This window comes from Erwinia artemisiae (assembly GCF_051400835.1).
Taxonomy (GTDB): domain Bacteria; phylum Pseudomonadota; class Gammaproteobacteria; order Enterobacterales; family Enterobacteriaceae; genus Erwinia; species Erwinia aeris.
Window position 1 is genome coordinate 90,306 of the sequence record NZ_JBLFFM010000004.1, and the last position, 22,300, is coordinate 112,605.

Annotated in this window: 21 protein-coding genes and 2 pseudogenes; 20 read left to right on the top strand and 3 right to left on the bottom strand. The window is 58.8% G+C overall.

Annotated features, from left to right (window positions below):
• Positions 1-91: 91 nt before the first annotated feature.
• Together fabB and ACMGEE_RS11060 are read left to right on the top strand one after the other, a co-directional pair.
• Positions 92-1,312: a beta-ketoacyl-ACP synthase I gene (gene fabB / locus ACMGEE_RS11055; RefSeq protein WP_125288293.1), complete on the top strand. Its 1,221-nt coding sequence runs from the start codon at positions 92-94 to the stop codon at positions 1,310-1,312.
• A 231-nt stretch (positions 1,313-1,543) separates the two neighbouring features.
• A pseudogene (locus ACMGEE_RS11060) lies at positions 1,544-1,648 on the top strand (hypothetical protein); the annotation flags it as partial.
• Here the strand turns inward: ACMGEE_RS11060 and pdxR are convergent.
• Complete coding sequence (gene pdxR, locus ACMGEE_RS11065) at positions 1,608-3,044, bottom strand: MocR-like pyridoxine biosynthesis transcription factor PdxR (RefSeq protein ID WP_436830039.1); 1,437 nt, start codon at positions 3,042-3,044, stop codon at positions 1,608-1,610. The pseudogene ACMGEE_RS11060 and the gene pdxR sit on opposite strands and share 41 nt — an antisense overlap.
• A gap of 87 nt (positions 3,045-3,131) precedes the next feature.
• Between pdxR and ACMGEE_RS11070 the strand changes: the two genes are divergently transcribed.
• Positions 3,132-3,581: a rhodanese-like domain-containing protein gene (locus ACMGEE_RS11070; protein ID WP_369896419.1), complete on the top strand. Its 450-nt coding sequence runs from the start codon at positions 3,132-3,134 to the stop codon at positions 3,579-3,581.
• A 2-nt stretch (positions 3,582-3,583) separates the two neighbouring features.
• Here ACMGEE_RS11070 and flk read toward each other — a convergent pair whose 3' ends face one another.
• Together flk and ACMGEE_RS11080 are read right to left on the bottom strand one after the other, a co-directional pair.
• A complete protein-coding gene (gene flk / locus ACMGEE_RS11075) occupies positions 3,584-4,603 on the bottom strand; it encodes a flagella biosynthesis regulator Flk (protein WP_253459707.1) in 1,020 nt (339 codons plus the stop codon).
• Positions 4,604-4,719: 116 nt separating this feature from the next.
• Positions 4,720-5,622 carry a DMT family transporter gene (locus ACMGEE_RS11080; RefSeq protein WP_253459710.1) on the bottom strand — a complete coding sequence of 301 codons (903 nt, stop codon included), beginning with the start codon at positions 5,620-5,622 and terminating at the stop codon, positions 4,720-4,722.
• A gap of 303 nt (positions 5,623-5,925) precedes the next feature.
• Between ACMGEE_RS11080 and ACMGEE_RS11085 the strand changes: the two genes are divergently transcribed.
• From ACMGEE_RS11085 to ACMGEE_RS11165, 17 genes and pseudogenes are all read left to right on the top strand, one after another.
• Complete coding sequence (locus ACMGEE_RS11085) at positions 5,926-7,350, top strand: amino acid permease (protein WP_369896418.1); 1,425 nt, start codon at positions 5,926-5,928, stop codon at positions 7,348-7,350.
• Positions 7,351-7,722: 372 nt separating this feature from the next.
• Positions 7,723-9,051, top strand: coding sequence for a 2-oxoadipate dioxygenase/decarboxylase HglS (gene hglS, locus ACMGEE_RS11090; protein WP_436830040.1), 1,329 nt, complete (start codon positions 7,723-7,725; stop codon positions 9,049-9,051).
• Between the two features lie 80 nt (positions 9,052-9,131).
• Complete coding sequence (locus ACMGEE_RS11095; RefSeq protein WP_369896417.1) at positions 9,132-9,575, top strand: hypothetical protein; 444 nt, start codon at positions 9,132-9,134, stop codon at positions 9,573-9,575.
• Between the two features lie 6 nt (positions 9,576-9,581).
• Positions 9,582-9,668 (top strand): annotated as a pseudogene (locus tag ACMGEE_RS11100) (glutathione transferase); the annotation flags it as partial.
• Positions 9,669-9,796: 128 nt separating this feature from the next.
• Positions 9,797-10,933, top strand: a complete 1,137-nt coding sequence (gene pdxB / locus ACMGEE_RS11105; protein ID WP_436830041.1) for a 4-phosphoerythronate dehydrogenase PdxB — start codon at positions 9,797-9,799, stop codon at positions 10,931-10,933.
• Positions 10,934-11,053: 120 nt separating this feature from the next.
• On the top strand, positions 11,054-12,064 hold the full coding sequence (locus ACMGEE_RS11110) for an aspartate-semialdehyde dehydrogenase (RefSeq protein ID WP_301251943.1): 1,011 nt from the start codon (positions 11,054-11,056) through the stop codon (positions 12,062-12,064).
• Complete coding sequence (gene truA, locus ACMGEE_RS11115; RefSeq protein ID WP_253459728.1) at positions 12,064-12,867, top strand: tRNA pseudouridine(38-40) synthase TruA; 804 nt, start codon at positions 12,064-12,066, stop codon at positions 12,865-12,867. The genes ACMGEE_RS11110 and truA overlap by 1 nt, the downstream gene beginning before the upstream one ends.
• A 17-nt stretch (positions 12,868-12,884) precedes the next feature.
• Positions 12,885-13,547, top strand: a complete 663-nt coding sequence (locus ACMGEE_RS11120) for a DedA family protein (protein WP_125288277.1) — start codon at positions 12,885-12,887, stop codon at positions 13,545-13,547.
• A gap of 280 nt (positions 13,548-13,827) precedes the next feature.
• Positions 13,828-14,736 carry an acetyl-CoA carboxylase, carboxyltransferase subunit beta gene (accD, locus tag ACMGEE_RS11125; RefSeq protein WP_125288276.1) on the top strand — a complete coding sequence of 303 codons (909 nt, stop codon included), beginning with the start codon at positions 13,828-13,830 and terminating at the stop codon, positions 14,734-14,736.
• 63 nt (positions 14,737-14,799) lie between these two features.
• Complete coding sequence (gene folC / locus ACMGEE_RS11130; protein WP_436830042.1) at positions 14,800-16,059, top strand: bifunctional tetrahydrofolate synthase/dihydrofolate synthase; 1,260 nt, start codon at positions 14,800-14,802, stop codon at positions 16,057-16,059.
• On the top strand, positions 16,049-16,768 hold the full coding sequence (dedD, locus tag ACMGEE_RS11135) for a cell division protein DedD (RefSeq protein ID WP_253459733.1): 720 nt from the start codon (positions 16,049-16,051) through the stop codon (positions 16,766-16,768). Before folC ends, dedD begins: the two co-directional genes overlap by 11 nt.
• Positions 16,769-17,105: 337 nt before the next feature.
• Positions 17,106-17,591 (top strand): colicin V production protein, encoded by a 486-nt coding sequence (cvpA, locus tag ACMGEE_RS11140; RefSeq protein ID WP_125288273.1) that lies wholly within the window; start codon positions 17,106-17,108, stop codon positions 17,589-17,591.
• Positions 17,592-17,627: 36 nt separating this feature from the next.
• Positions 17,628-19,145 carry an amidophosphoribosyltransferase gene (purF, locus tag ACMGEE_RS11145; RefSeq protein ID WP_125288272.1) on the top strand — a complete coding sequence of 506 codons (1,518 nt, stop codon included), beginning with the start codon at positions 17,628-17,630 and terminating at the stop codon, positions 19,143-19,145.
• A gap of 87 nt (positions 19,146-19,232) precedes the next feature.
• Positions 19,233-19,802, top strand: coding sequence for a UbiX family flavin prenyltransferase (locus ACMGEE_RS11150; protein ID WP_253459736.1), 570 nt, complete (start codon positions 19,233-19,235; stop codon positions 19,800-19,802).
• A 229-nt stretch (positions 19,803-20,031) separates the two neighbouring features.
• Positions 20,032-20,811: a lysine/arginine/ornithine ABC transporter substrate-binding protein ArgT gene (gene argT, locus ACMGEE_RS11155; RefSeq protein ID WP_253459738.1), complete on the top strand. Its 780-nt coding sequence runs from the start codon at positions 20,032-20,034 to the stop codon at positions 20,809-20,811.
• Between the two features lie 86 nt (positions 20,812-20,897).
• A complete protein-coding gene (locus tag ACMGEE_RS11160; protein ID WP_301251939.1) occupies positions 20,898-21,584 on the top strand; it encodes a histidine ABC transporter permease HisQ in 687 nt (228 codons plus the stop codon).
• On the top strand, positions 21,581-22,297 hold the full coding sequence (locus ACMGEE_RS11165) for an ABC transporter permease (protein WP_301251938.1): 717 nt from the start codon (positions 21,581-21,583) through the stop codon (positions 22,295-22,297). The genes ACMGEE_RS11160 and ACMGEE_RS11165 overlap by 4 nt, the downstream gene beginning before the upstream one ends.
• The last annotated feature ends 3 nt before the right edge of the window (positions 22,298-22,300 follow it).

A 22,300-nucleotide genomic window follows, 5' to 3' on the forward strand; every position in this document is an offset into this window, starting at 1 on the left:
AAAAATCAGGCGCTGGTTGGACTTGTTCGGCTTACAACTGTACGCTAAAGTGCGTGTCGAATCCTAATATAAGTAGTTAACGAGGTATTGAATGAAACGTGCAGTGATTACTGGCCTGGGTATCGTTTCCAGCATTGGTAATAACCAACAGGAAGTCCTTGCATCCCTGCGTGAAGGCCGCTCCGGCATTACCTTCTCTCAGGAGCTGAAAGATTCCGGTATGCGTAGTCACGTCTGGGGCAACGTCAAACTCGATAAAGACGAAATCTCCAGCCTCATCGATCGCAAAACCCTGCGTTTTATGAGTGATGCGTCCATTTATGCCTATATTTCTATGCTGGAAGCGGTAAAAGATTCCGGTTTGACCGTTGAACAATACCAGAACAACCCGCGCGTGGGTCTGGTGGCCGGTTCCGGCGGCGGCTCGCCGATCAACCAGGTGGCCAGCGTTGACGGCATGCGCGCCAAAGGCCTGCGCGGCGTCGGCCCTTATATGGTGACCAAAGCGATGGCGTCCGGCGTTTCCGCTTGCCTGGCGACCCCGTTCAAAATCCACGGCGTAAACTACTCCATCAGCTCCGCCTGCGCGACCTCGGCACACTGCATCGGCAACGCCGTTGAGCAGATCCAGCTGGGCAAACAGGATGTGGTATTTGCAGGCGGCGGCGAAGAGCTGTGTTGGGAAATGTCCTGCGAGTTCGATGCGATGGGCGCGCTGTCCACCAAATATAACGAAACGCCGGAAAAAGCGTCCCGTACCTATGACAACAGCCGCGACGGCTTTGTTATCGCAGGCGGCGGCGGCATGGTTGTTGTGGAAGAGCTGGAGCACGCGCTGGCTCGCGGCGCGCACATCTACGCAGAAGTGGTTGGCTACGGCGCCACCTCCGACGGCGCAGACATGGTAGCGCCATCAGGCGAGGGCGCAGCACGCTGTATGCGTCTGGCTATGCACGGCCTGGATACGCCAATTGACTACCTGAACACGCACGGCACCTCTACGCCGGTAGGCGATGTGAAAGAGCTGGGCGCCATCCGCGAAGTCTTCGGCGACAACACGCCGGCGATGTCGGCCACCAAAGCCATGACCGGCCACTCTCTGGGTGCGGCGGGCGTGCAGGAAGCTATTTACTCGCTGCTGATGCTGGAGCACGGCTTTATCGCGCCAAGCATCAACATTGAAGAGCTGGATCCGGCGGCGGAAGGTCTGAACATCGTGACCAAACCAACCGAGCAGCAGCTGACTACCGTGATGTCCAACAGCTTCGGCTTCGGCGGCACCAACGCCACGCTGGTGATGCGCAAGCTGTAATCAGTAAGCAATTTCATAAAAGGATGCTCCGCAAGGGCATCCTTTTTTTATGGCCGCAGTATGCCGATGTATAAGATAAGCCTCGCCAGAGACAAAGGTTAGCAGCCATGCCGTAAGGCCAGGCGTTAGCGTCAAATACGTTAACCTTCCCACTCCGCCGTAATCACAGAAGCGTTGTAGCCGGATGATCATCAGGCATATCGCCCGGCTGAGGGCGCAGGGACATCCACCGTTTCGCGCGGGCTGAATGGCGAAGGCCGCGTCAGTCAGAAAACGCGTGAGAAAGCGGAAGCCGTTAGCCTGCAAAAACACGGGCCAGCTTTTCCACCGCGCTGACAATCTCTGCTGGCGCCAGGGCGGAAAAACCCAGCAGCCAGCCTTCCTGCTGCGCATCTCCCTGATACAGGGGCGACAGGCGCGGCAGCACCAGGCCTGCCTGCAAAGCCTGACGCGTTAATTTTTTTTCGCCGCCGTCCGGCAGCGTGGCCGTCAGCTGTAGCCCATGCTGGTGGCTCAGCGGATGCAGCCTGTCTCCCAGCTTTGTCGCCAGCTCTGTCAGCAGCAGTTCGCGGCGGCTGCCGTAAAGTTTGCGCATCAGCCGCAGATGCGCCTGAAAATGGCCGCGATCGAGAAAATCCGCCGTCACCGCCTGCATCAGCTGCGCGCTGTGTCCGTCCATCACGCTGCGCATCCGGCAGCAGGCGTCAACCAGCGCGGGCGGCACCGCCAGATAAGCCAGCCGCAGGGAAGGGAACAGCGTTTTGGAAAAGGTGCCGAGGTAGAGCACGCGCCCGGCCTTATCCAGCCCCTGAAGCGCGGGCGCAGGCTGTGCGCCGTAATAAAATTCGCTGTCGTAGTCATCCTCAATCAGCCAGCTACCGTGGGCGCGCGCGTACGCCAGCCAGGCCAGACGACGCGTCAGGCTCATGGTCGCGCCGGTGGGATACTGATGGGATGGGGTCAGGTAGATCAGCTTCGCCGCTGGCCGGTCGGGTATTTTTGCGCCCTCGTCGTCCAGCTCCAGCGTGCCGATGGTCGCGCCCGCGCTGTTGAAAGCATGATAAGCGCCGCGATAGCCCGGCTCTTCCAGCCAGATGGTATCGCCCGGATCGCACAGCAGCATCGCCAGCATCTGTAGCGCCTGTTGCGAGCTGGTCAGGATGATAATTTGTCCGGCATCGCAGCGCACGCCGCGCGCCTGGGCAAGATAACGCGCCACCGCTTCACGCAGTTCAGCCAGCCCCTGCGGCGCGCCATAGCCCATCATTTTTTCCGGCGTATGGCGCAGCCGCTGCGCCACCAGCCGCCGCCAGATAGCGTGAGGAAAAGCCCGCAGATCCGGCGAACCGGCGGCAAAAGCCAGGGGAAAAAGCGGATCGTCGCAGCCGCCAGAGGCGACAATGTTGCTGCCGCGTGACGAGAGCGCGGGAGCCGCTGTCGATGACGCTGGCGTGGGGCGTCGCGGCGCCGGCAGATCGGCGGCGACGAAAGTGCCTTTGCCGCTGTGCCGCAGCAGGCAGCCTTCGCTTTCCAGCTGCGCATAGGCCGCTTCCACCGTCACTCGGGACAGCGACAGATCGACGGCAAGCAGCCGGGAAGAGGGTAGCCGCTCGCCTTGCCGCAGCGTGCCATCGGTGATGAGCTGACGCAAGGCGGCGCATAGCCTGTCCCGTCGGGTGCGGGCCTGCTGCGAGGCGAACAGCTGGATTAAGGGCACGTTGGTCAGCGGCATAATGGTCTTATCACCTGATTAAAATGGGTATCCTTTTTAAGGCCGTTTTACCCTATCATCAGGCAGACCTTAAGCAAAGGAGTACACATGATGACCCTGTCCGCCGTTTTACAATTTCCACCGCCTGACGCCGCACGCAGCGAAGCATGGCTACGCGAAAAGCTGGCTTACTACAGCGATGCCTGGGATCTGGCGCAGGATCTCGCCAACGGCATTACCGATATCGTGGTGATCGATACCCGTGCGGCAGAGCAGTATCAGGCCGCGCATATTCCCGGCGCGATAAGCTTTCCTCACCGCACCATGAGCGCAGAAACGCTGGCGGCGCTGGACGGCAGCAAAGTTTACGTGACCTACTGTGACGGCATTGGCTGCAACGGCTCGACCAAAGGCGCATGGAAACTGGCCTCGGCGGGACTGCGGGTTAAAGAGCTGATTGGCGGGCTGGATTTCTGGCTGCGCGACCGTCATCCGGTCGCGCAAGGAGAAGAAGCGGGCAGCTGGCCGCAACAGGATTTACAGGCGTGCGGCTGTTAAGCCTAAAGGAACAGCCACAGCAGAAAAATAAACAGCACCAGCGCGGCAAAAGCGGTTACGGCCGGACGCGTCGCCAGCGGCCTTAGCACCGGCGGCACGTAGCCGGAAATAATCGGCTGCGGATGGATCTCGCTGTCGGCCAGCGGCATCTCCTTCAGCCGTTCGGCCCGCCGCGCAAACAGCAGATTCATCAAATCCTGCGCCTGGGCTGCGGTAAGGATCGCCTGCGGCGGCAGCTGGAAGCGCTGCTGGCTGGCCTCCTCCAGCATGCGCTGCTCTGCATGATCGGAAGGCACCTTCAGCGAGGCGAGAAGCGTATGCAGCGTCGGGGCAGGCTGCTGGCTCAGCGTCTGGCTAACCTGAAGATACTGGGTCAGCAGCGGGAACAGGCGTGAAGGAATGGGATCGCCGCTGTGCAGGTTGACCACCTTCAGCACGGAAGTCCACAGCTTCACCGGCTGTTCGCCGGTAACGGCAGCCAGGCGAGCGACCTGCTGATTGAGCGCGTGGTGCTCCGCAGGCAGCAGCGAGCGATCGGTGACGCGGTTCTGCTGCGGCTGCGGGATCGCCATCTGGCCATTTTGCAGCATGGTCAGCACCTGTCGCAGCTGATCGGGATTCAGCGAGCTGAGCACCGTATGACCAAACTGCTGCCGGATAAAATCGCTCACCGCCTGGCGATTATTGCCCGCAGGCAGCAAATCGCTCAGCTGCTGAAACAGCTGTCGGGTCGCGTGCGTGTTCTGCACCTGCGCAAGCCGCGTATTAAGAAACTGCTCCGCCGCCGGAAAATGACGCGCCAGCAGACCGGCATCGTTCTTCACGCCCACTTCATGACGCAGTCCGGCCCATAGCTCCGGGGCCTTTAGCGAACTGAGCGACATGATTTTGACAATCAGCCTTTCCAGCGTGGTGCGCTGAGCAGGGGTCAGCGGCTGATCGCCCGGTCCGGTTCGGCCGGTATCAGCGACCGTCGCTCGTTCGCCGGGTAATGGCGCGCCTGGGCCATTAAGAGGTTGCATGGCAAAATCCTTAACTCAACACTGTCCGGAAAGCGCCGGAAAAAAGGGGGATTGGCTATGATAACAATCCCGTTACGCGATAGGTAGTAGCGGCGCGCCGCGCGGCGGATTATTTTTCAGGGATCCGCCGTCGCGCGCGCTGTTTTGCCGATCCGCAGCGGCGTACGCAGCCGCTGCGCCAGGATCACGCCGCATAACGTGACGCCGCCGCCGATAAAGTGATAGCTGTGCAGCTTTTCATGCAGAAAAAGCACGGCGATAACTGCTGTAAAGACAGGCGTCAGATTCATAAAAATCGAGGCGGTGCTGGCGCCCATGCGCATCACGCCCTGGATCCATAAAAACGGCGCAAGAATAGAAGCCGGAAGCGCGGCAAACAGCACCAGCGGCAGGTTATGCGCGTTCAGCGCCACATCTTTTGCCAGTAAAAAGCCCGGCAGCAGCAGTATGACGCCAAACACAATTTGCACGTACAGGCTTTGCCAGTTTGGCAGCGGGATCGCCCAGCGACGGGTCAGCACGCCATACAGCGCGTAAGAGGTGGAAGCGGCAAACAGCATCAGCTCGCCCGTGCCCATGCCCTGCGTCAGCAGCCGTTCGGGACTGCCCTGGCTAATCAGCCACACCAGCCCACCAAAAGAGAGCACGCTGCCGATAAGAATGCCCAGCGTGGGCGCCACTTTCAGCAGCACAATGCTGATCAGCACGGTCAGCAGAGGGATCAGCGAAACCAGAATACCCATCGAAAGCGCGCTGACGCTGTGCGCGGCATAGTAGGCAAGGCTTTGATAAAGCACCATGCCGAGCAGACCCAGCGTCAGCAGCCGCCACCACTGCTGCCTGACCTGCGTCCGGTTGCGCCATACCGCAGGCAGCACGAAGGGCGTCAGCGCCACCAGCGCTATCAGCCAGCGATAAAAGGAAATAGCGGCAGGATCGATAACGTTCGCCGAGACTTTGCTGACGATGGCGTTAAACGACCAGATCAACACCGCCATCAAAGGATAAAGAAAATTCATTGTCGAGCCTGAATCAGTAATAAGAGCCGAGAGTGTACCCGTCTGCGGCTACAAATAAATAACCTTTATTACCGCTGCCTGATTTCTCTCCTGCCTCTTCTCTGCATAGTAAAGCGTCACTGCGTAAAACCCTCCAGGCGGAAATAAGAAAAGGCTATGGCAAAACGGCCTGAAGCCTTTTACTCCTTTTTCGGCAACGTCCAGAATTAATTCAGGAAATGACAGTTTTATGACGGCAAAACTGAAAAAAGGAATTTGCACGAGCTAAGCGCTAACGTCCACTACGCTAAGGCAGGAATTACGATGAGTTATTCAGCAAAACCGCCATCCACGCTGGGCGATGGGTTATCCAGTCGCCAGGTCACCATGATTTCCATCGCCGGGATTATCGGCGCCGGTCTGTTTATCGGCTCTGCCAGCGCCATTGCCACCGCAGGGCCGGCTATCTTAATTTCTTATATATTAACGGGTTTTTTGGTGCTGCTGGTGATGAGAATGCTGGGAGAAATGGCGGTTATGCAGCCTGACTCCGGCTCCTTTTCCACCTACGCTTCACGGGCGCTTGGCCCCTGGGCAGGCTTTACCATTGGCTGGCTCTACTGGTGGTTCTGGGTGCTGGTGATCCCGGTGGAGGCGATAGCCGGCGCGAACATCCTTCATACCGCTTTACCCGCCGTGCCCGCCTGGGTTTACACACTCTCTATTATGACTCTGCTGACCTGCACCAATCTTTTCAACGTGAAAAACTTCGGCGAGTTCGAATTCTGGTTTTCCCTGATTAAAGTGGTGGCTATCCTGGCTTTTATCGCGGTGGGCATCGCGGCGGTCGCGGGCTACTGGCCTCTGGCACACGTCAGCGGCGTGTCGCGCCTGTGGGATAGCGGCGGCTTTATGCCACACGGCGGCGGCGCGGTGCTTTCCGGCGTGCTGATCACCATCTTCTCCTTCTTTGGCGCGGAAATCGTGACCATTGCCGCCGCCGAGACAAAGGATCCGGGGCAGCAGATCCGGCGCTCGACTAACCTGGTGGTTTACCGTATTGCCTTGTTCTATCTGCTGTCGATTTTCCTGGTGGTGTCGCTGGTCGCCTGGAACGATCCACAACTGAAAGAACAGGGAACCTTTCAATACGCGCTGAACGTGCTGCATCTGCCGGGCGCGGGTATCCTGGTCAGCTCGGTAGTGTTTATCGCCGTATGCAGCTGCATGAACTCCGGGCTGTATACCGCCTCCCGCATGTTTTACTCGCTGGCGCAGCGTGGTGATGCGCCGCGGGCCGGCGCGCGAATTTCCGCCGGCGGCGTGCCCCGCGTTGCCGTACTCAGCTCAACGCTGGCCGGTTTTGCAGGCTGTTTCGCCAACTACGCTTTTCCCGGCAGGGTTTTCGACTTTCTGCTTTCCACCACCGGCGCCATCGCGCTGCTGGTCTATCTGGTTATCGCCGTTTCCCAGCTGATTATGCGCCGCAGGCTGGAACGCAGCGGCCGGACGCCGGAATTTAAGATGTGGCTGTTTCCGTGGCTGACGCTGTTTACCATCGGCATTATTCTGGTGGTATTGGGCTATATGTTTATTTCGCCCGATTATCGTTATGAAACGCTGATGACCGCCGCCGTGGCCGCTATCGTGCTGATGCTGAGTTTTATTGTCACGCGCAGGCGCACGGCGCAGACGCAAAAAATCGGCAGCGGCAAAATGCAGCCTCGCGCGGTGCAAACGATGCGTTAACGGAGGTTGCTGACAAAATCATCCTCTGTCATCAAGTCGCGTTCAGGCCGGTGAAAAGCAGCGGAGGCCGGAACAACTCGTCCACGGGGGCTCGTTTCGCGCATCCATGCGCGAACGGCTGGCCGTTCAGCCTCTGCTGCTGTGAAGCTGCCGTTTCGCGGCAAAAAATCCAGGCCGTACGAACCCTCTGGCTTTGTCAGCAGTCTGAGCCATTCCTGCGAATGGATTTTTTAATGGCTGCAAGCCGGCTGCGGACTAGCTGCCGGCCCGCTGCGCAAACAGGCGAAAAACAGGGCGAATAACCGGCCGCCGGGCGCTATGCTTGAAGAAAGGCTTTCGCTGTTTAGGCGCCCTCTATCATAAGGCCAGACTATGACCCGGTTTAGTTCACCCGATGCGATCCGCGACGCCTTTTCCAAAGCGATGTCGCTGATGTACCAGCAGGAAGTGCCGCAGTACCGCACGCTGTTGCAGTTAGTGAAAGAGGTGAACGCCCGCTATTTGCAGGCCCATCCCGAGACCTTTGCGGACGCCGACAGCGCGCCGGAGCTGAACCGGCTGGCCGTTGAACGGCACGGCGCTATCCGCCTTGGCAAAGCGCAGGAGCTGGCGACCATGCGCCGACTGTTTGCAGTAATGGGCATGTATCCGGTCAGCTATTACGATCTTTCTGCGGCAGGCGTGCCGGTGCACGCTACCGCTTTTCGCCCCGTCGACGCGCGCTCGCTGCAATATAATCCTTTCCGCGTGTTTACCTCACTGCTGCGCCTGGAGCTGATCGATGATGACGGACTGAAGCAGAAGGTGAGCCAGATCCTCGACCAGCGGAATATCTTTACGCCGCGTCTGCTGGAACTGCTTGAGATCGGCCATGCTCAGCAAGGCTTAACCGCCGCACAGGCGGATGAGTTTGTCGCCGAAGCGCTGAAAACCTTTCAGTGGCACAGCGAAGCGCAGGTGGACGGGGCAACTTATCAGTCGCTGCTGGATCAGCACCGCCTGATTGCGGACGTGGTTTCTTTTAAAGGGCCGCACATTAACCACCTTACGCCGCGCACGCTGGATATTGACGCCGTGCAGCGGCAGATGCCCGCTTATCAGATCGTGCCGAAAGAGAGCATTGAAGGGCCGCCGCCGCGTCGCGTGCCCATTCTGCTGCGTCAGACCAGCTTTAAGGCGCTGAGCGAAAAAATCACCTTTACCGACAACAGCGAGGGCAGGCACACCGCGCGCTTTGGTGAAATCGAGCAGCGCGGGCTGGCGCTGACGCCCGCAGGCCGTGCGCTTTACGATCGGCTTTTGCAACAGCCGACGGCGGGGGATAAAGCCGCCGGGCTGGCCGCGAACTTTGCCGCTTTCCCGGACGATATACACGAGCTGCGTCGGCAGAAGCTGGGCTATTTTAGCTATCGGCTGTCGGCGGGCGCGACGCTGCCGGAGCAGGCCAGCCGTGAGCAGCTGCAAAGCCTGATCGACGACGGCACCATAGAGGCCAGGCCAGTGGTTTATGAAGATTTTCTGCCGGTCAGCGCCGCGGGCATTTTCCAGTCGAACCTGGGCAGCGAAAGGGGAGCAGCGGGCAAGGGCCATCCCAATCAGTTGGCCTTTGAGCAGGCGCTGGGCTGCGCGGTTATCGACGAGTTTTCGCTGTATCAACAGCTGGAAGAGGCGTCGCTGGCGGCCATTTTCGATCGCCCTTGACCGCGCTCTGTCTTTGACGTGGCTGCCGACTTAAGCCTAAAGTTAGCGCGGCGCACAGGCCGCTTTTCAAGGAGAATTTTATGTATACCCGGCTGGCTATTCTGCTGCTATCCCTGTTTCTCGGCATGGGGAACGCTTATGCAGCCACGGCTCAGGAAGTGGATCAGCGTCTGGATTTTCTGTTTGGCTCCCATCAGAAATACCAGGATTTTCTTGGCGAACTGCAACAGGCGGTGGCGGCAAAAGACAAAGCCAAAGTGGCGACGATGATTGCTTATCCGCTTGAGGTCGGTTTAAAAGGGAAAGCGAAAACCTATCGCACTGCGGCAATGTTAAAGAAGCACTACGGCAGCGTATTCACGCCCGATTTAAGCCGCGTCATTATCGCGCAGAAATATGAAGATCTGTTCGCCAGGGATCAGGGCGTAATGGTGGGCGACAGCGGCCAGCTGTGGTTTAGCGAAGTGTGTCAGGACAAAGCCTGTCACAACACCCGCGTGCTGATTACACGCATCAATCAGTAGCCGATAATGCTTCAAGGACTCAATCATTTAACGCTGGCCGTTACGGACTTACGTGTTAGCCTGGCATTTTACCAGCGGCTGGCGGCCTGTCGCAAAAACCCTTATGCAAAAATGATCTTTAAATAGGGCGGCTTATTGGCTCGCCGCACCACGGGCTTATCCCTTTCCCGGCTTTATGGCAGAATAACGTCCCTCACTGTTACCGAGCAGGAACCCCGATTGTGAAAATTCTCGTTGATGAAAACATGCCCTATGCGCGCGAACTGTTTAGCCGCACGGGCGATGTAGTGGCCGTTCCCGGCCGTCCCGTCCCGCAGGCCGAGCTGGATGACGCTGACGGCCTGATGGTGCGCTCCGTGACCAAAGTCAATGCGGAGCTGTTAAACGGCAAGCCGGTAAAATTTGTCGGCACGGCCACGGCAGGCACCGATCATATTGATGAGGCTTTTCTGCAACAACAGGGGATCGCTTTTTCGGCGGCACCGGGCTGTAACGCCATCGCCGTGGTGGAATACGTTTTCTCTGCGCTGCTGTTGCTGGCGGAACGCGACGGCTTCGCGCTGAAAGATCGCACCGTCGGCATTGTCGGCGTCGGCAACGTCGGCGGGCGCCTGCAGGCTCGTCTTGCCGCGCTGGGGATCCGCACTTTGCTTTGCGATCCTCCGCGTGCCGATCGAGGCGACGAAGGGGACTTCCTGCCGCTTTCACAGCTGGTGGCGGAAGCCGATATCCTGACCTTCCACACGCCGCTGTTTAAGCAGGGCGCCTACAAAACGCTGCATCTGGCCGACGAGGCGCTGCTGCGGGCGCTGAAACCCAACGCTATTCTGATCAACGCCTGCCGTGGGCCGGTAGTGGACAATCAGGCGCTGCTGAAGGTGCTGGAAACGCGCCGCGATCTCAGCGTGGTGCTGGACGTGTGGGAGCCGGAGCCGGAGCTTTCCCTGCCGCTGCTGGAAAAAGTGGATATCGCCACCGCCCATATCGCGGGCTACACCCTGGAAGGGAAAGCGCGCGGCACCACCCAGGTATTTGAAGCCTGGACGCAGTTTTTAGGCAACCCGCAGCAGGTGGCGCTGGAAACCCTGCTGCCCGCGCCGGAATTCGGCCTGATCACGCTGCGCGGCGAGCTGGATCAGCCGACGCTGAAAAGACTGGTGCATCTGGTGTATGATGTGCGCCGCGACGACGCGCCGCTGCGAAAAGTGGCGGACGTACCGGGTGAATTCGATCGCCTGCGCAAAAATTATCTGGAACGTCGCGAATGGTCTTCGCTGCGCGTGCAGTGCAATAGCGAAAGCACCGCGACGCTGCTGTCGGCGCTGGGTTTCAGCGCGTACTGGCAGGCCGATTGCTAAAAATTTCAGGCGTCGCGCCCCCACGTAAGGGCGCGACGCCCGCTACGAACAATTCTGAATCGTCGGGCGGTGTCGTCACCGCCCTCTGTTTTTTATGTACATTATCTGGAGTAAACCAACATGTCTGACGGCTGGAATATTGCGCTACTGGGCGCGACAGGCGCAGTAGGGGGAGCAGTACTGGAATTACTGGCCGAGCGTCAGTTCCCGGTTGGTGAGCTGTATCTGCTGGCGAGCGAACGCAGCGCGGGCGAAAACCTGCGTTTTGAAGGCAGAACGCTGCTGGTTAACAACGCCAGCGAGTTCGACTGGTCGCAGGTGCAGCTGGCCTTTTTCGCCGCCGGTCGCGAAGCCTCGGCGCGCTATGCCGAAGAAGCCGCGAGCGCGGGCTGCCTGGTGATCGACAGCAGCGATCTTTTCGCGCTGGAGCCGGACGTACCGCTGGTGGTGCCGGACGTGAACCCGCAGGTGCTGGCCGACTACCGCAACCGCAATATCATCAGCGTGGCCGACAGCGTCACCAGCCAGCTGCTCTGCGCGATCAAACCGCTGGTGGATCAGGCGGGCCTGGGCCGTTTGCAGGTGACCAGCCTGATTGCCGCTTCGGCACACGGCAAGGCCGCCGTGGACTCGCTGGCGGGCGAAAGCGCGCGGCTGCTGAACGGGATGCCGGCGGAAGAGAACTTCTTCGGTCGCCAGCTGGCTTTCAACATGCTGCCGCTGCTGCCGGACGCCGAAGGCAGCGTGCTGCAGGAGCGCCGCCTGATCGATCAGGTGCGTAAAGTGCTGCAGGATGAAGGGCTGCCGATTTCGGTCACCACCGTTCAGGCGCCGGTTTTTTACGGCAACGCGCAAATTGTGCACGTGGAAAACCTGCGCCCGATGTCGGCGGAAGAGGCGCGCGAAGCGCTGATGCAGGCGGAAGATATCGCGCTTTCCGATGAAAACGACTATCCGACGCAGGTCGGCGACGCATCGGGCAGCGCACTGCTCAGCCTGGGCTGTGTGCGCAACGATTACGGCATCCCGGAGCTGCTGCAATTCTGGTCGGTAGCGGACAACGTACGCTTTGGCGGCGCGCTGATGGCGGTGAAAACCGCTGAGAAACTGGTACAGGAGTACTTCTGGTAATGTCGGCGCCGCAAACGTACAAACTGGCGCTGGGCATTGAGTATGACGGCAGCCGCTATTACGGCTGGCAGCGGCAGCAGGAAGTCAGAAGCGTGCAGGAGAAGCTGGAAAAAGCGCTCTCTAAAGTGGCCGATCATCCGGTGGTGGTGTTCTGCGCAGGCCGAACCGATGCGGGCGTGCACGGTACTGGCCAGGTGGTGCATTTTGAAACCACCTCGCTGCGTAAAGATGCCGCCTGGACGCTGGGCGTCAACGCCAACCTGCCGGACGATATCGCCGTGCGCTGGGTGAAGCCGGTTGCGGACGATTTTCACGCCCGCTTCAGCGCCACGGCGCGGCGCTATCGTTACGTCATCTATAACCGTCGTCTGCGTCCGGCGATTTTGCACGGCGGCGTAACGCATTTTTACCATCCGCTGGATGTGGAAAAAATGCAGCGGGCAGGGCAGGCGCTGCTGGGCGAAAACGACTTTACCTCTTTTCGCGCGGTGCAGTGCCAGTCACGCACGCCCTGGCGCAACGTCATACACCTTAATGTCAGCCGTCACGGGGCTTACGTGGTGGTGGATATCAAAGCCAACGCTTTTGTGCACCATATGGTGCGCAACATTGTCGGTAGCCTGATGGAAATAGGCTGTGGAAATCAGCAGGAAAGCTGGATGGCCGAGCTGCTGGCGGCGAAAGATCGCACGCTGGCGGCGGCAACGGCGCGGGCCGAAGGGCTTTATCTGGTCGCGGTCGATTACCCGGAACGTTATGATTTACCCCGTCCGCCGATGGGGCCGCTATTCCTCGAGGATTAACGCATTAAGGAACCTGTATGGAAGTGATTCACACCGTCATCGACTTTATTTTGCACATTGATGTGCATCTGCAGGCGATGGTTGCACAGTATGGCGTCTGGATTTATGCCATTTTGTTTTTGATTCTGTTTTGCGAGACGGGGCTGGTGGTGACGCCTTTCCTGCCCGGCGATTCGCTGCTGTTTGTGGCGGGTGCGCTGGCGGCTATCCCGGACAGCGCGCTGAACGTGCACGTGATGGCGCTGCTGCTTTGCGTGGCGGCGATTGTCGGCGATGCGGTGAATTACACCATCGGACGCCTGTTCGGCAATAAGCTGTTCAGCAATCCGAACTCAAAAGTTTTCCGCCGCAGCTACCTGGATAAAACGCATCAGTTCTATGAGCGTCACGGCGGCAAAACGATTATCCTGGCGCGCTTTGTGCCGATAGTCCGCACATTTGCGCCGTTCGTCGCCGGTATGGGCAAAATGTCCTATCGCCATTTTGCGCTGTTCAACGTGGCGGGCGGTATTCTTTGGGTGGTGCTGTTCTCTTATGCCGGCTACTTCTTCGGCAACCTGCCTGCTATCCAGCAAAATCTGCACTATCTGATCGTCGCTATTATTCTGGTTTCGGTTCTGCCAGGCGTGGTGGAAGTGTTACGTCATCGCCGCGCGGCGCGTCAGCAGAAGCCGCAATAGCCTCTCTGTTATCGTCCGTCCGCCGGCAGCGGCGGCGGACGAGTTCCTTCCTGATGCTTTTGCTCATAAAATACGTTTTCATGGTCGTTGCTGACCGCTTCGCGGCATGATAAATAAACAGCCCGGCCCGCCCGTGCGCGGTGGTGCAAAAGGGAAACGCGGGCCGTTGACGAATTGGTAGCGCGCAAAACGGTTTTATGATGTAATACCGCCTAATTCTCAGGCGATAATCTGTGTTAAGTATCTGATTTAGCACAATAAACAACATAACAGGTCATCAATGAGCTGGATTGAAAGAATTCTCAACAAGAGCACAATCACCCCATCGCGCAAAGCCAGCATTCCGGAAGGCGTCTGGACCAAATGCGACAGCTGCGGCCAGGTTCTCTACCGTGCCGAGCTGGAACGCAATCTGGAAGTTTGCCCGAAATGCGATCACCATATGCGTATGCACGGACGTGACCGTCTGCACAGCCTGCTGGACGAAGGTTCGATGACCGAACTGGGCAGCGAGCTGGAGCCGAAAGATGTGCTCAAGTTCCGGGATTCCAAAAAATACAAGGATCGTCTGGCCGCGGCGCAGAAAGACACCGGCGAGAAAGACGCGCTGATTGTGATGAAAGGCACGCTGCACGGCATGCCGGTTGTGACGGCCGCGTTTGAGTTCTCCTTTATGGGCGGCTCAATGGGCTCCGTGGTTGGCGCTCGCTTTGTGCGTGCCGTTGAGCAGGCGCTGGAAGACAACTGCCCGCTGATCTGCTTCTCCGCCTCCGGCGGCGCCCGTATGCAGGAAGCGCTGATGTCGCTGATGCAGATGGCGAAAACCAGCGCCGCGCTGGCGAAAATGCAGGCGCGCGGTCTGCCTTATATCTCCGTGCTGACCGATCCGACCATGGGCGGCGTTTCCGCCAGCTTCGCCATGCTGGGCGATCTGAACATCGCCGAGCCTAAAGCGCTGATCGGCTTTGCCGGCCCACGCGTGATCGAACAGACCGTGCGTGAAAAACTGCCGCCGGGCTTCCAGCGCAGCGAATTTTTAATCGAGAAGGGCGCTATCGACATGATCGTGCGCCGTCCGGTGATGCGCTTTAAGCTCGCCTCCGTGCTGGCGAAGATGATGAATCTGCCGGCGCCGCAGGAAGAGCGCGTGCCAGAGGTGGAAGAGGCGCCACAAAGCCCTGAAGCCTGACCGATGTCCGAAAGGGCGCGCGTCGCCCTTTCACCAATGAACCGTAACTTGTGAACGGGATACATGGATACTCTTCCTCAAGCCACGTCGCCTCTGGCCACGTGGCTTCATTATCTTGAGAATCTGCATTCTCAGGCTATCGAACTCGGGCTGGCGCGCGTTCAGCGCGTCGCCGCACGGCTTGACCTTCTTAAACCTGCTCCGTTTGTTTTTACCGTCGCCGGCACCAACGGCAAAGGCACCACCTGCCGGACGCTGGAAACGCTGCTGATGGCCGCCGGCTATCGCGTCGGCGTCTACAGCTCGCCGCACCTGGTGCGCTATACCGAACGCGTGCGCATTCAGGGGCTTGAGCTGGCCGAAGCGGAGCATACCGCCTCATTTGCCGATATTGAAAAAGGGCGCGGCGACACTTCGCTGACCTATTTCGAGTACGGTACGCTTTCCGCGCTCTGGCTGTTTAAGCGTGCGCAGCTTGATGTGGCGATCCTGGAAGTGGGGCTGGGTGGCCGCCTGGACGCGACCAATATCGTGGATGCCGACGTATCGGTAATCACCAGCATCGCGCTCGATCATACCGACTGGCTTGGCCCGGATCGTGAAAGCATTGGCCGCGAAAAAGCGGGCGTCTTTCGTGGCGGCAAGCCTGCTATCGTTGGCGAACCTGATATGCCGCATACCATTGGCGAAGTGGCCGATGAGCTGGGCGCGCAGTTATTGAAGCGTGGTCGCGACTGGTCTTACCGCGTTGGCGAGCACGACTGGAGCTTTACCGACGCGCAGGGCACGCTGAACGGCCTGCCGATGCCGCAGGTGCCGCTGCCGAATGCCGCCACCGCGCTGGCCGCGCTGCGCGCATCATCGTTAAAAGTTGATGACGCCACGCTTTACGAGCTGGACAAAGCGATTTTGCCCGGTCGTTTTCAGACCGTTGCACAATCGCCGCGCATTATTCTGGATGTCGCGCATAATCCTCATGCGGCTGGCTACCTGGCCGAACGCCTGGGCGAGCTGCCGAAAGCCGGAAAGGTCCATGCGGTGGTCGGCATGCTGCACGACAAAGATATCGCCGGGACGCTGGCCTGCCTGGCGCCGCAGGTCGACTACTGGTACTGCGCGCCGCTGGCAGGGCCGCGAGGCGCAAGCGCGGAGCAGCTGCTGGCGCATTTGCCGGGCGCGCAGGCCTGTGCCAGCGTGGCGGCGGCGTTTGACCAGGCGCGGCGACAGGCCGGGCCGCAGGATATCGTGCTGGTGTGCGGTTCTTTCCACACCGTAGCGCAGGTAATGGAAACGATGGAAACGGAGAGTGGCAGTGGCAAGTAAGTTTCAAAATCGTTTGGTCGGAACGGTGATCATCGTGGCGCTGGGCGTTATCGTGCTGCCGGGCCTGCTGGACGGTAAGAAAAAGCACTATAAAGAAGAGTTCGCCGCGATCCCGCTGGTGCCTAAGCCTGGCGATCAGCAGGAAACGGAGATGGTGCCGCCGGTCACGCAGTCGCTGCCAGCCCAGCCGCCGGAAGGCGCAGGCACAGCGATAGCGGGCCAGACCAATGAAAATACCTCGCAGGCTGAAAGCGGCTCTACCGCGCCGCAGGCGGGCAACCAGCCGACCGTGGTGTCGCCGCCGCCGGTAAGTCATGTGGTGACGGAAAAACCGGTCGAAAAACCCAAAGCGCAGCCAAAACCCGTAGAGAAGCCGAAGGCGGAACCTAAGCCGGTAGCGAAGCCGGAAACCAAACCGGAACCGAAACCGGAGCCGAAGCCCGTACAGCAGGAGAGCGCGCCGGCAGGTCAGGCGTGGGTCGTGCAGCTGGGCGCGCTGAAGAACGCCGCTAAGGTTAACGAAATCGTCGCCTCGCTGCGCCTTTCCGGCTATCGCGCCTTTACGGTGCCGTCAACGCCAGTGCAGGGCCAGATTACCCGCGTTTATGTCGGGCCGGACGCTTCAAAAGCGAAGATGCAGGCCGCCGTGGGCGAGCTGAAAGGCATCTCCGGACTGAGCGGCGTGGTAAAGCCTTATAGCGCACGTTAGGCTGTTGCTATCGCAGCAAGAGACGGCGCCTTTCAGGCGCTGAAATCGGGCTGTCGTCGTGCCGTTTCAGGCGAGGCGGCAGCCCGTAAAGCAAAGTAAATCAAACAGTTGCCGGGGCGAGTCGGCCAGCCTGTTTTCCCGTTATCTCTGCAGGTTTTGCGCTGGTTTTTTTCACGCCCGGTTTTCATCAGGACGGTTAAGGAAAAGCTACGCAAACGTTTTCTTTTTCTGTTAGAATTCGCCCCGAACTCAGGTTGTGTCCCTGTGCTGCCCGTGCCGACGCGGCAGACAGCAGAGGGATGCAGCCTGATCAGAGGCACAGTCGCTGGAAGAGTTCATGGTCTGGATAGATTACGTCATTATTGCGGTTATTGGTTTTTCGGCTCTTGTCAGCCTGATCCGCGGGTTCGTTCGGGAAGCACTTTCGCTCGTCACCTGGGGTTGCGCATTTTTTGTCGCCAGTCATTATTACTCCTTCCTTGCTGTCTGGTTCACAGGTTTTGAAGACGAACTGGTTCGAAATGGAATCGCCATCGCGGCATTGTTTATCGCCACGCTGATTGTCGGCGCGATAGTCAACTATGTGATTGGCTCGCTGGTTGAAAAAACCGGCCTGTCGGGAACCGACAGGGTGCTGGGAGTCTGTTTCGGGGCATTACGCGGCGTACTGATTGTGTCGGCCATGCTGTTTTTCCTTGATACCTTCACCGGCTTTTCCAAAAGCCCGGACTGGCAGCAGTCCCAGCTGATTCCCCAGTTTAGCTATATAATCAGGTGGTTTTTTGACTACCTGAAAAGCACGTCGAGTTTTTTACCCCGGTAATTGAGCCGGGGTTGCGGCTTATGAGGAAATGACCACATGTGCGGTATTGTCGGGATCGCCGGTTTTATGCCGGTCAACCAGTCGATTTATGATGCGTTAACGGTGCTGCAGCACCGTGGCCAGGATGCCGCAGGCATCGTTACCATTGATGCCCTGAACTGCTTCCGCCTGCGTAAAGCAAACGGCCTGGTGAGCGATGTTTTTGAAGCCCGCCATATGCAGCGTTTGCAGGGCAATATGGGGATCGGCCACGTCCGCTACCCGACCGCCGGCAGCTCCAGCGCTTCTGAAGCGCAGCCCTTCTACGTTAACTCGCCTTACGGCATTACGCTTGCGCACAACGGTAACCTGACCAACGCCCACGAGCTGCGCAAGCAGCTGTTTGAAAGCGGCCGCCGTCACGTGAACACCACTTCCGATTCGGAAATCCTGCTGAATATTTTCGCCACCGAGCTGGATCGTTTTCAGCACTATCCGCTGGAAGCGGAGAACATCTTCGCGGCGGTGGCGGCGGTGCACCAGCACGTGCGCGGCGCTTATGCCTGCGTAGCGATGATTATCGGCCACGGCCTGGTCGCCTTCCGCGATCCCAACGGCATCCGTCCGCTGGTTATCGGCAAGCGCGCAATGAAGGACGGCCGCAGCGAGTATATGGTGGCTTCCGAAAGCGTGGCGCTGGATACGCTGGGCTTTGAGTTCCTGCGCGACGTGGCGCCGGGCGAAGCGGTTTACGTCACTGAGAAAGGGCAGCTGTTCACCCGTCAGTGCGCGGAAAACCCCAAATGCAACCCGTGCCTGTTCGAGTACGTCTATTTTGCCCGCCCGGATTCCTTCCTGGACAAAATTTCCGTATACAGCGCCCGCGTGCGCATGGGCACCAAGCTGGGCGAAAAGATCGCCCGCGAATGGGAAGACCTGGATATTGACGTGGTGATCCCGATCCCGGAAACCTCCTGCGATATCGCGCTGGAGATGGCGCGCATTCTGGACAAGCCTTACCGTCAGGGTTTTGTGAAAAACCGCTACGTGGGCCGCACCTTTATTATGCCGGGCCAGCACCAGCGCCGCAGCGCGGTGCGCCGCAAGCTGAACGCCAACCGCGCGGAGTTTCGCGGTAAGAACGTGCTGCTGGTGGACGATTCCATCGTGCGCGGCACCACGTCGGAACAGATTATCGAAATGGCGCGCGAAGCCGGGGCGAAAAAAGTCTATCTGGCTTCCGCCGCGCCGGAAATCCGCTTCCCGAACGTCTACGGCATCGATATGCCAAGCGCGACCGAGCTGATTGCGCACGGGCGAGAAGTGGACGAGATCTGCAAGCTGATCAAAGCCGACGCGCTGATTTTCCAGGACCTGGACGATCTGATTGAAGCGGTGCGCGAAGAAAATCCGGATATTGCCCAGTTTGAATGTTCGGTGTTTAACGGCGTCTACGTGACGAAAGATGTCGATCAGCGCTATCTGGAGCATATCCAGTCGCTGCGCAACGACGATGCAAAAGCGCTGGCGCGCCAGAACGAGGTCGAAAACCTGGAAATGCACAACGAGGGCTGATGCGCTCGCCGCTTTCCTGGTATCATGGGTCGGAAGCTATTCCGGCCCATTTTTTTTGGGCCGGCCCCAGGAAGGTTAAGGATTATTATGAAACGACTTATCATCGGCATTTCGGGCGCCAGCGGCGTAATTTACGGCATTCGCACGCTCCAGATACTGCAACAGGTCGACGGGGTGGAGACGCATCTGGTGATGAGCCAGGCCGCGCGGCAGACGCTGGCGCTGGAAAGTGACTATTCCGTGCGCGACGTGCAGGCGATGGCGGATGTGGTGCATGACGCGCGGGATATCGCCGCCAGCATCTCTTCCGGCTCGTTCAAAACCGACGGAATGGCTATCCTGCCCTGTTCAATGAAAACGCTGTCCGGCATCGTCCACAGCTACAGCGACGGTCTGCTGACGCGTGCGGCGGACGTGATCCTGAAAGAGCGTCGTCGTCTGGTGCTCTGCGTGCGGGAAACGCCGCTGCATCTTGGGCATCTGCGGATGATGACCACGGCGGCGGAGCTGGGCGCGATTATCATGCCGCCCGTACCGGCCTTCTATCATCGTCCTGAGAACGTCATGGACATCGTTGACCAGACGGTCAACCGCGTGCTGGATCAGTTTGATATCGAGCTGGATAACGATCTTTTCACGCGCTGGCAGGGTGCATAGAAGCCTGTCTCCTGCGCTTTTTTGGTGCGCCCGCTCCCATAAACACGCTTTGCGTGCAGAAAATGCACCAAAGCGAGGCATTCTTCTTCCATAATCCTGCTGTCGGGTCGCGTTTTTTTAACTTCTTTATGCGCCGGTGCGCTTTCGTGACCCTCTGGTAAAGGTGGCATGAAAGCTGCACGTCTTTACGCTGGCCCCTCCATAATAAAAGTGACTCTGAGGATAATCTATGAAGAAGCAGGTGATGGCTCTTTCTCTGCTGCTGGCGTTCTCTGCCGGTAGCGCGCTGGCCGCCGTGCCCAAAACGCTGCGTATCGGCACCGACCCAACCTATGCGCCGTTTGAATCCAAAAACGCGCAGGGCGAACTGGTGGGCTTTGATATCGACCTTGCCAACGAGATCTGTAAGCGTATGGCAACGAAATGTACCTTCGTCGAAAGCGATTTCGACGCGCTGATCCCGTCGCTGAAGGCGAAAAAAATCGATGCGATTATCTCTTCGCTTTCTATTACCGAAAAGCGTCAGCAGGAAATCGCCTTCTCTGAAAAACTTTATGCCGCCAACGCCCGCCTGATCGCCCCTAAAGGTGCCAAAATCGAACCGACCGTGGCGTCGCTGAAGGGCAAAACTATTGGTTTGCTGCAGGGCACAACGCAGGAAACCTATGCCAACCAGTACTGGCGCACGCAGGGCGTAACCGTAACGCCTTATGCCAATCAGGATTTGGTTTATCAGGATCTGACGGCGGGACGTATCGACGCCGCGTTTCAGGATGAAGTGGCCGCCAGCGAAGGCTTCCTCAAGCAGCCCGTTGGTAAAGACTACGCTTTTGCCGGCCCGGCAGTGAAGGACGAAAAAATCTTTGGCGTCGGCACAGGTATGGGGCTGCCGAAAGAAAGCACCGAGCTGAAAGCCGCTATCGATAAAGCCGTGGCGGCGATGCGCCAGGACGGCACCTATGACAAGCTGGCGAAAAAATATTTTAACTTTGACGTCTACGGCGGCTAAGAAAACCTGTCAGGGGGCGGCGCTGGCGGCTCCCGATTTGCCCCCGGCGTTGGGGCAAACGCCTTAAATCAGACAGGAAACTGCTTATGCTGTATGGCTACTCTGCAATCATTTTCAAAGGCGCGATGGTGACGCTGGAGCTGGCGCTCTGTTCGGTGCTGCTTTCGGTGGTGCTGGGCCTTATTGGCGCGGGCGCAAAGCTTTCCGGCCGTCGTCCGCTGGCAATGCTGTTTGAAGGCTACACCACGCTAATCCGCGGCGTGCCCGACCTGGTGCTGATGCTGCTGATCTTCTATGGGCTGCAAATCGCGCTTAACCAGGTTACCGAGCTGATGGGCCTCAGCCAGTTTGATATCGATCCGATGACGGCGGGCATTATTACGCTGGGTTTTATCTACGGCGCCTATTTCACGGAAACGTTTCGCGGCGCCTTTATGGCGGTATCGAAAGGGCAAATCGAAGCGGCCACCGCGTTCGGTTTTACCGCGTCGCAAACGTTCCGCCGCATCCTGTTCCCGGCGATGATGCGCTATGCGCTGCCCGGCATCGGCAACAACTGGCAGGTGATCCTCAAGGCGACCGCGCTGGTGTCGCTGCTGGGGCTGGAGGATGTGGTAAAAGCCACGCAGCTGGCGGGCAAAAGCACCTGGCAGCCGTTTTATTTCGCCATCGTCGCCGGTGTGGTTTACCTGATTTTCACCACGCTTTCTAACGGCGTGCTGTGGTGGCTTACGCGTCGCTACTCCGTGGGCGTGAAAAGGGCGGACTTATGATCGACATTTTGCAGGAATACTGGAAGGCCCTGCTGTGGACGGACGGCTACCGCTTTTCCGGCGTGGCGATTACGCTCTGGCTGCTGATTATCTCCGTGGCGCTGGGCGGCTGTCTGGCGATACTGCTGGCGATCGCCCGCGTGTCGTCCATTAAAGCCGTACGCTTTCCGGTCTGGCTGTTTACCTATCTGTTTCGCGGCACGCCGCTGTATGTCCAGCTGCTGGTGTTCTACTCAGGCATGTATACGCTGGACGTGGTTAAAGGCAACGATCTGCTGAATACCTTTTTCCGCAGCGGCCTGAACTGTACGCTGCTGGCGCTGACGCTGAATACCTGCGCCTACACCACGGAAATTTTCGCTGGCGCCATCCGCGCCGTGCCGCATGGCGAAATCGAGGCGGCGCGCGCCTATGGCTTCTCTACCTTTAAGCTCTATCGCTGCATTATTCTGCCTTCGGCGCTGCGCATCGCGCTGCCCGCCTACAGCAATGAGGTAATTTTGATGCTGCACTCTACGGCGCTGGCCTTTACCGCGACCGTGCCCGACCTGCTGAAGGTCGCGCGCGATATCAACTCCGCCACCTATCGGCCTTTCGTTGCTTTCGGCATCGCGGCGGCGCTGTATCTGATTATCTCTTATGTATTGATTAGCCTGTTCCGCAGGGCGGAAAAACGCTGGCTGGCGCATATGAAACCTTCATCGACCCATTGAGTA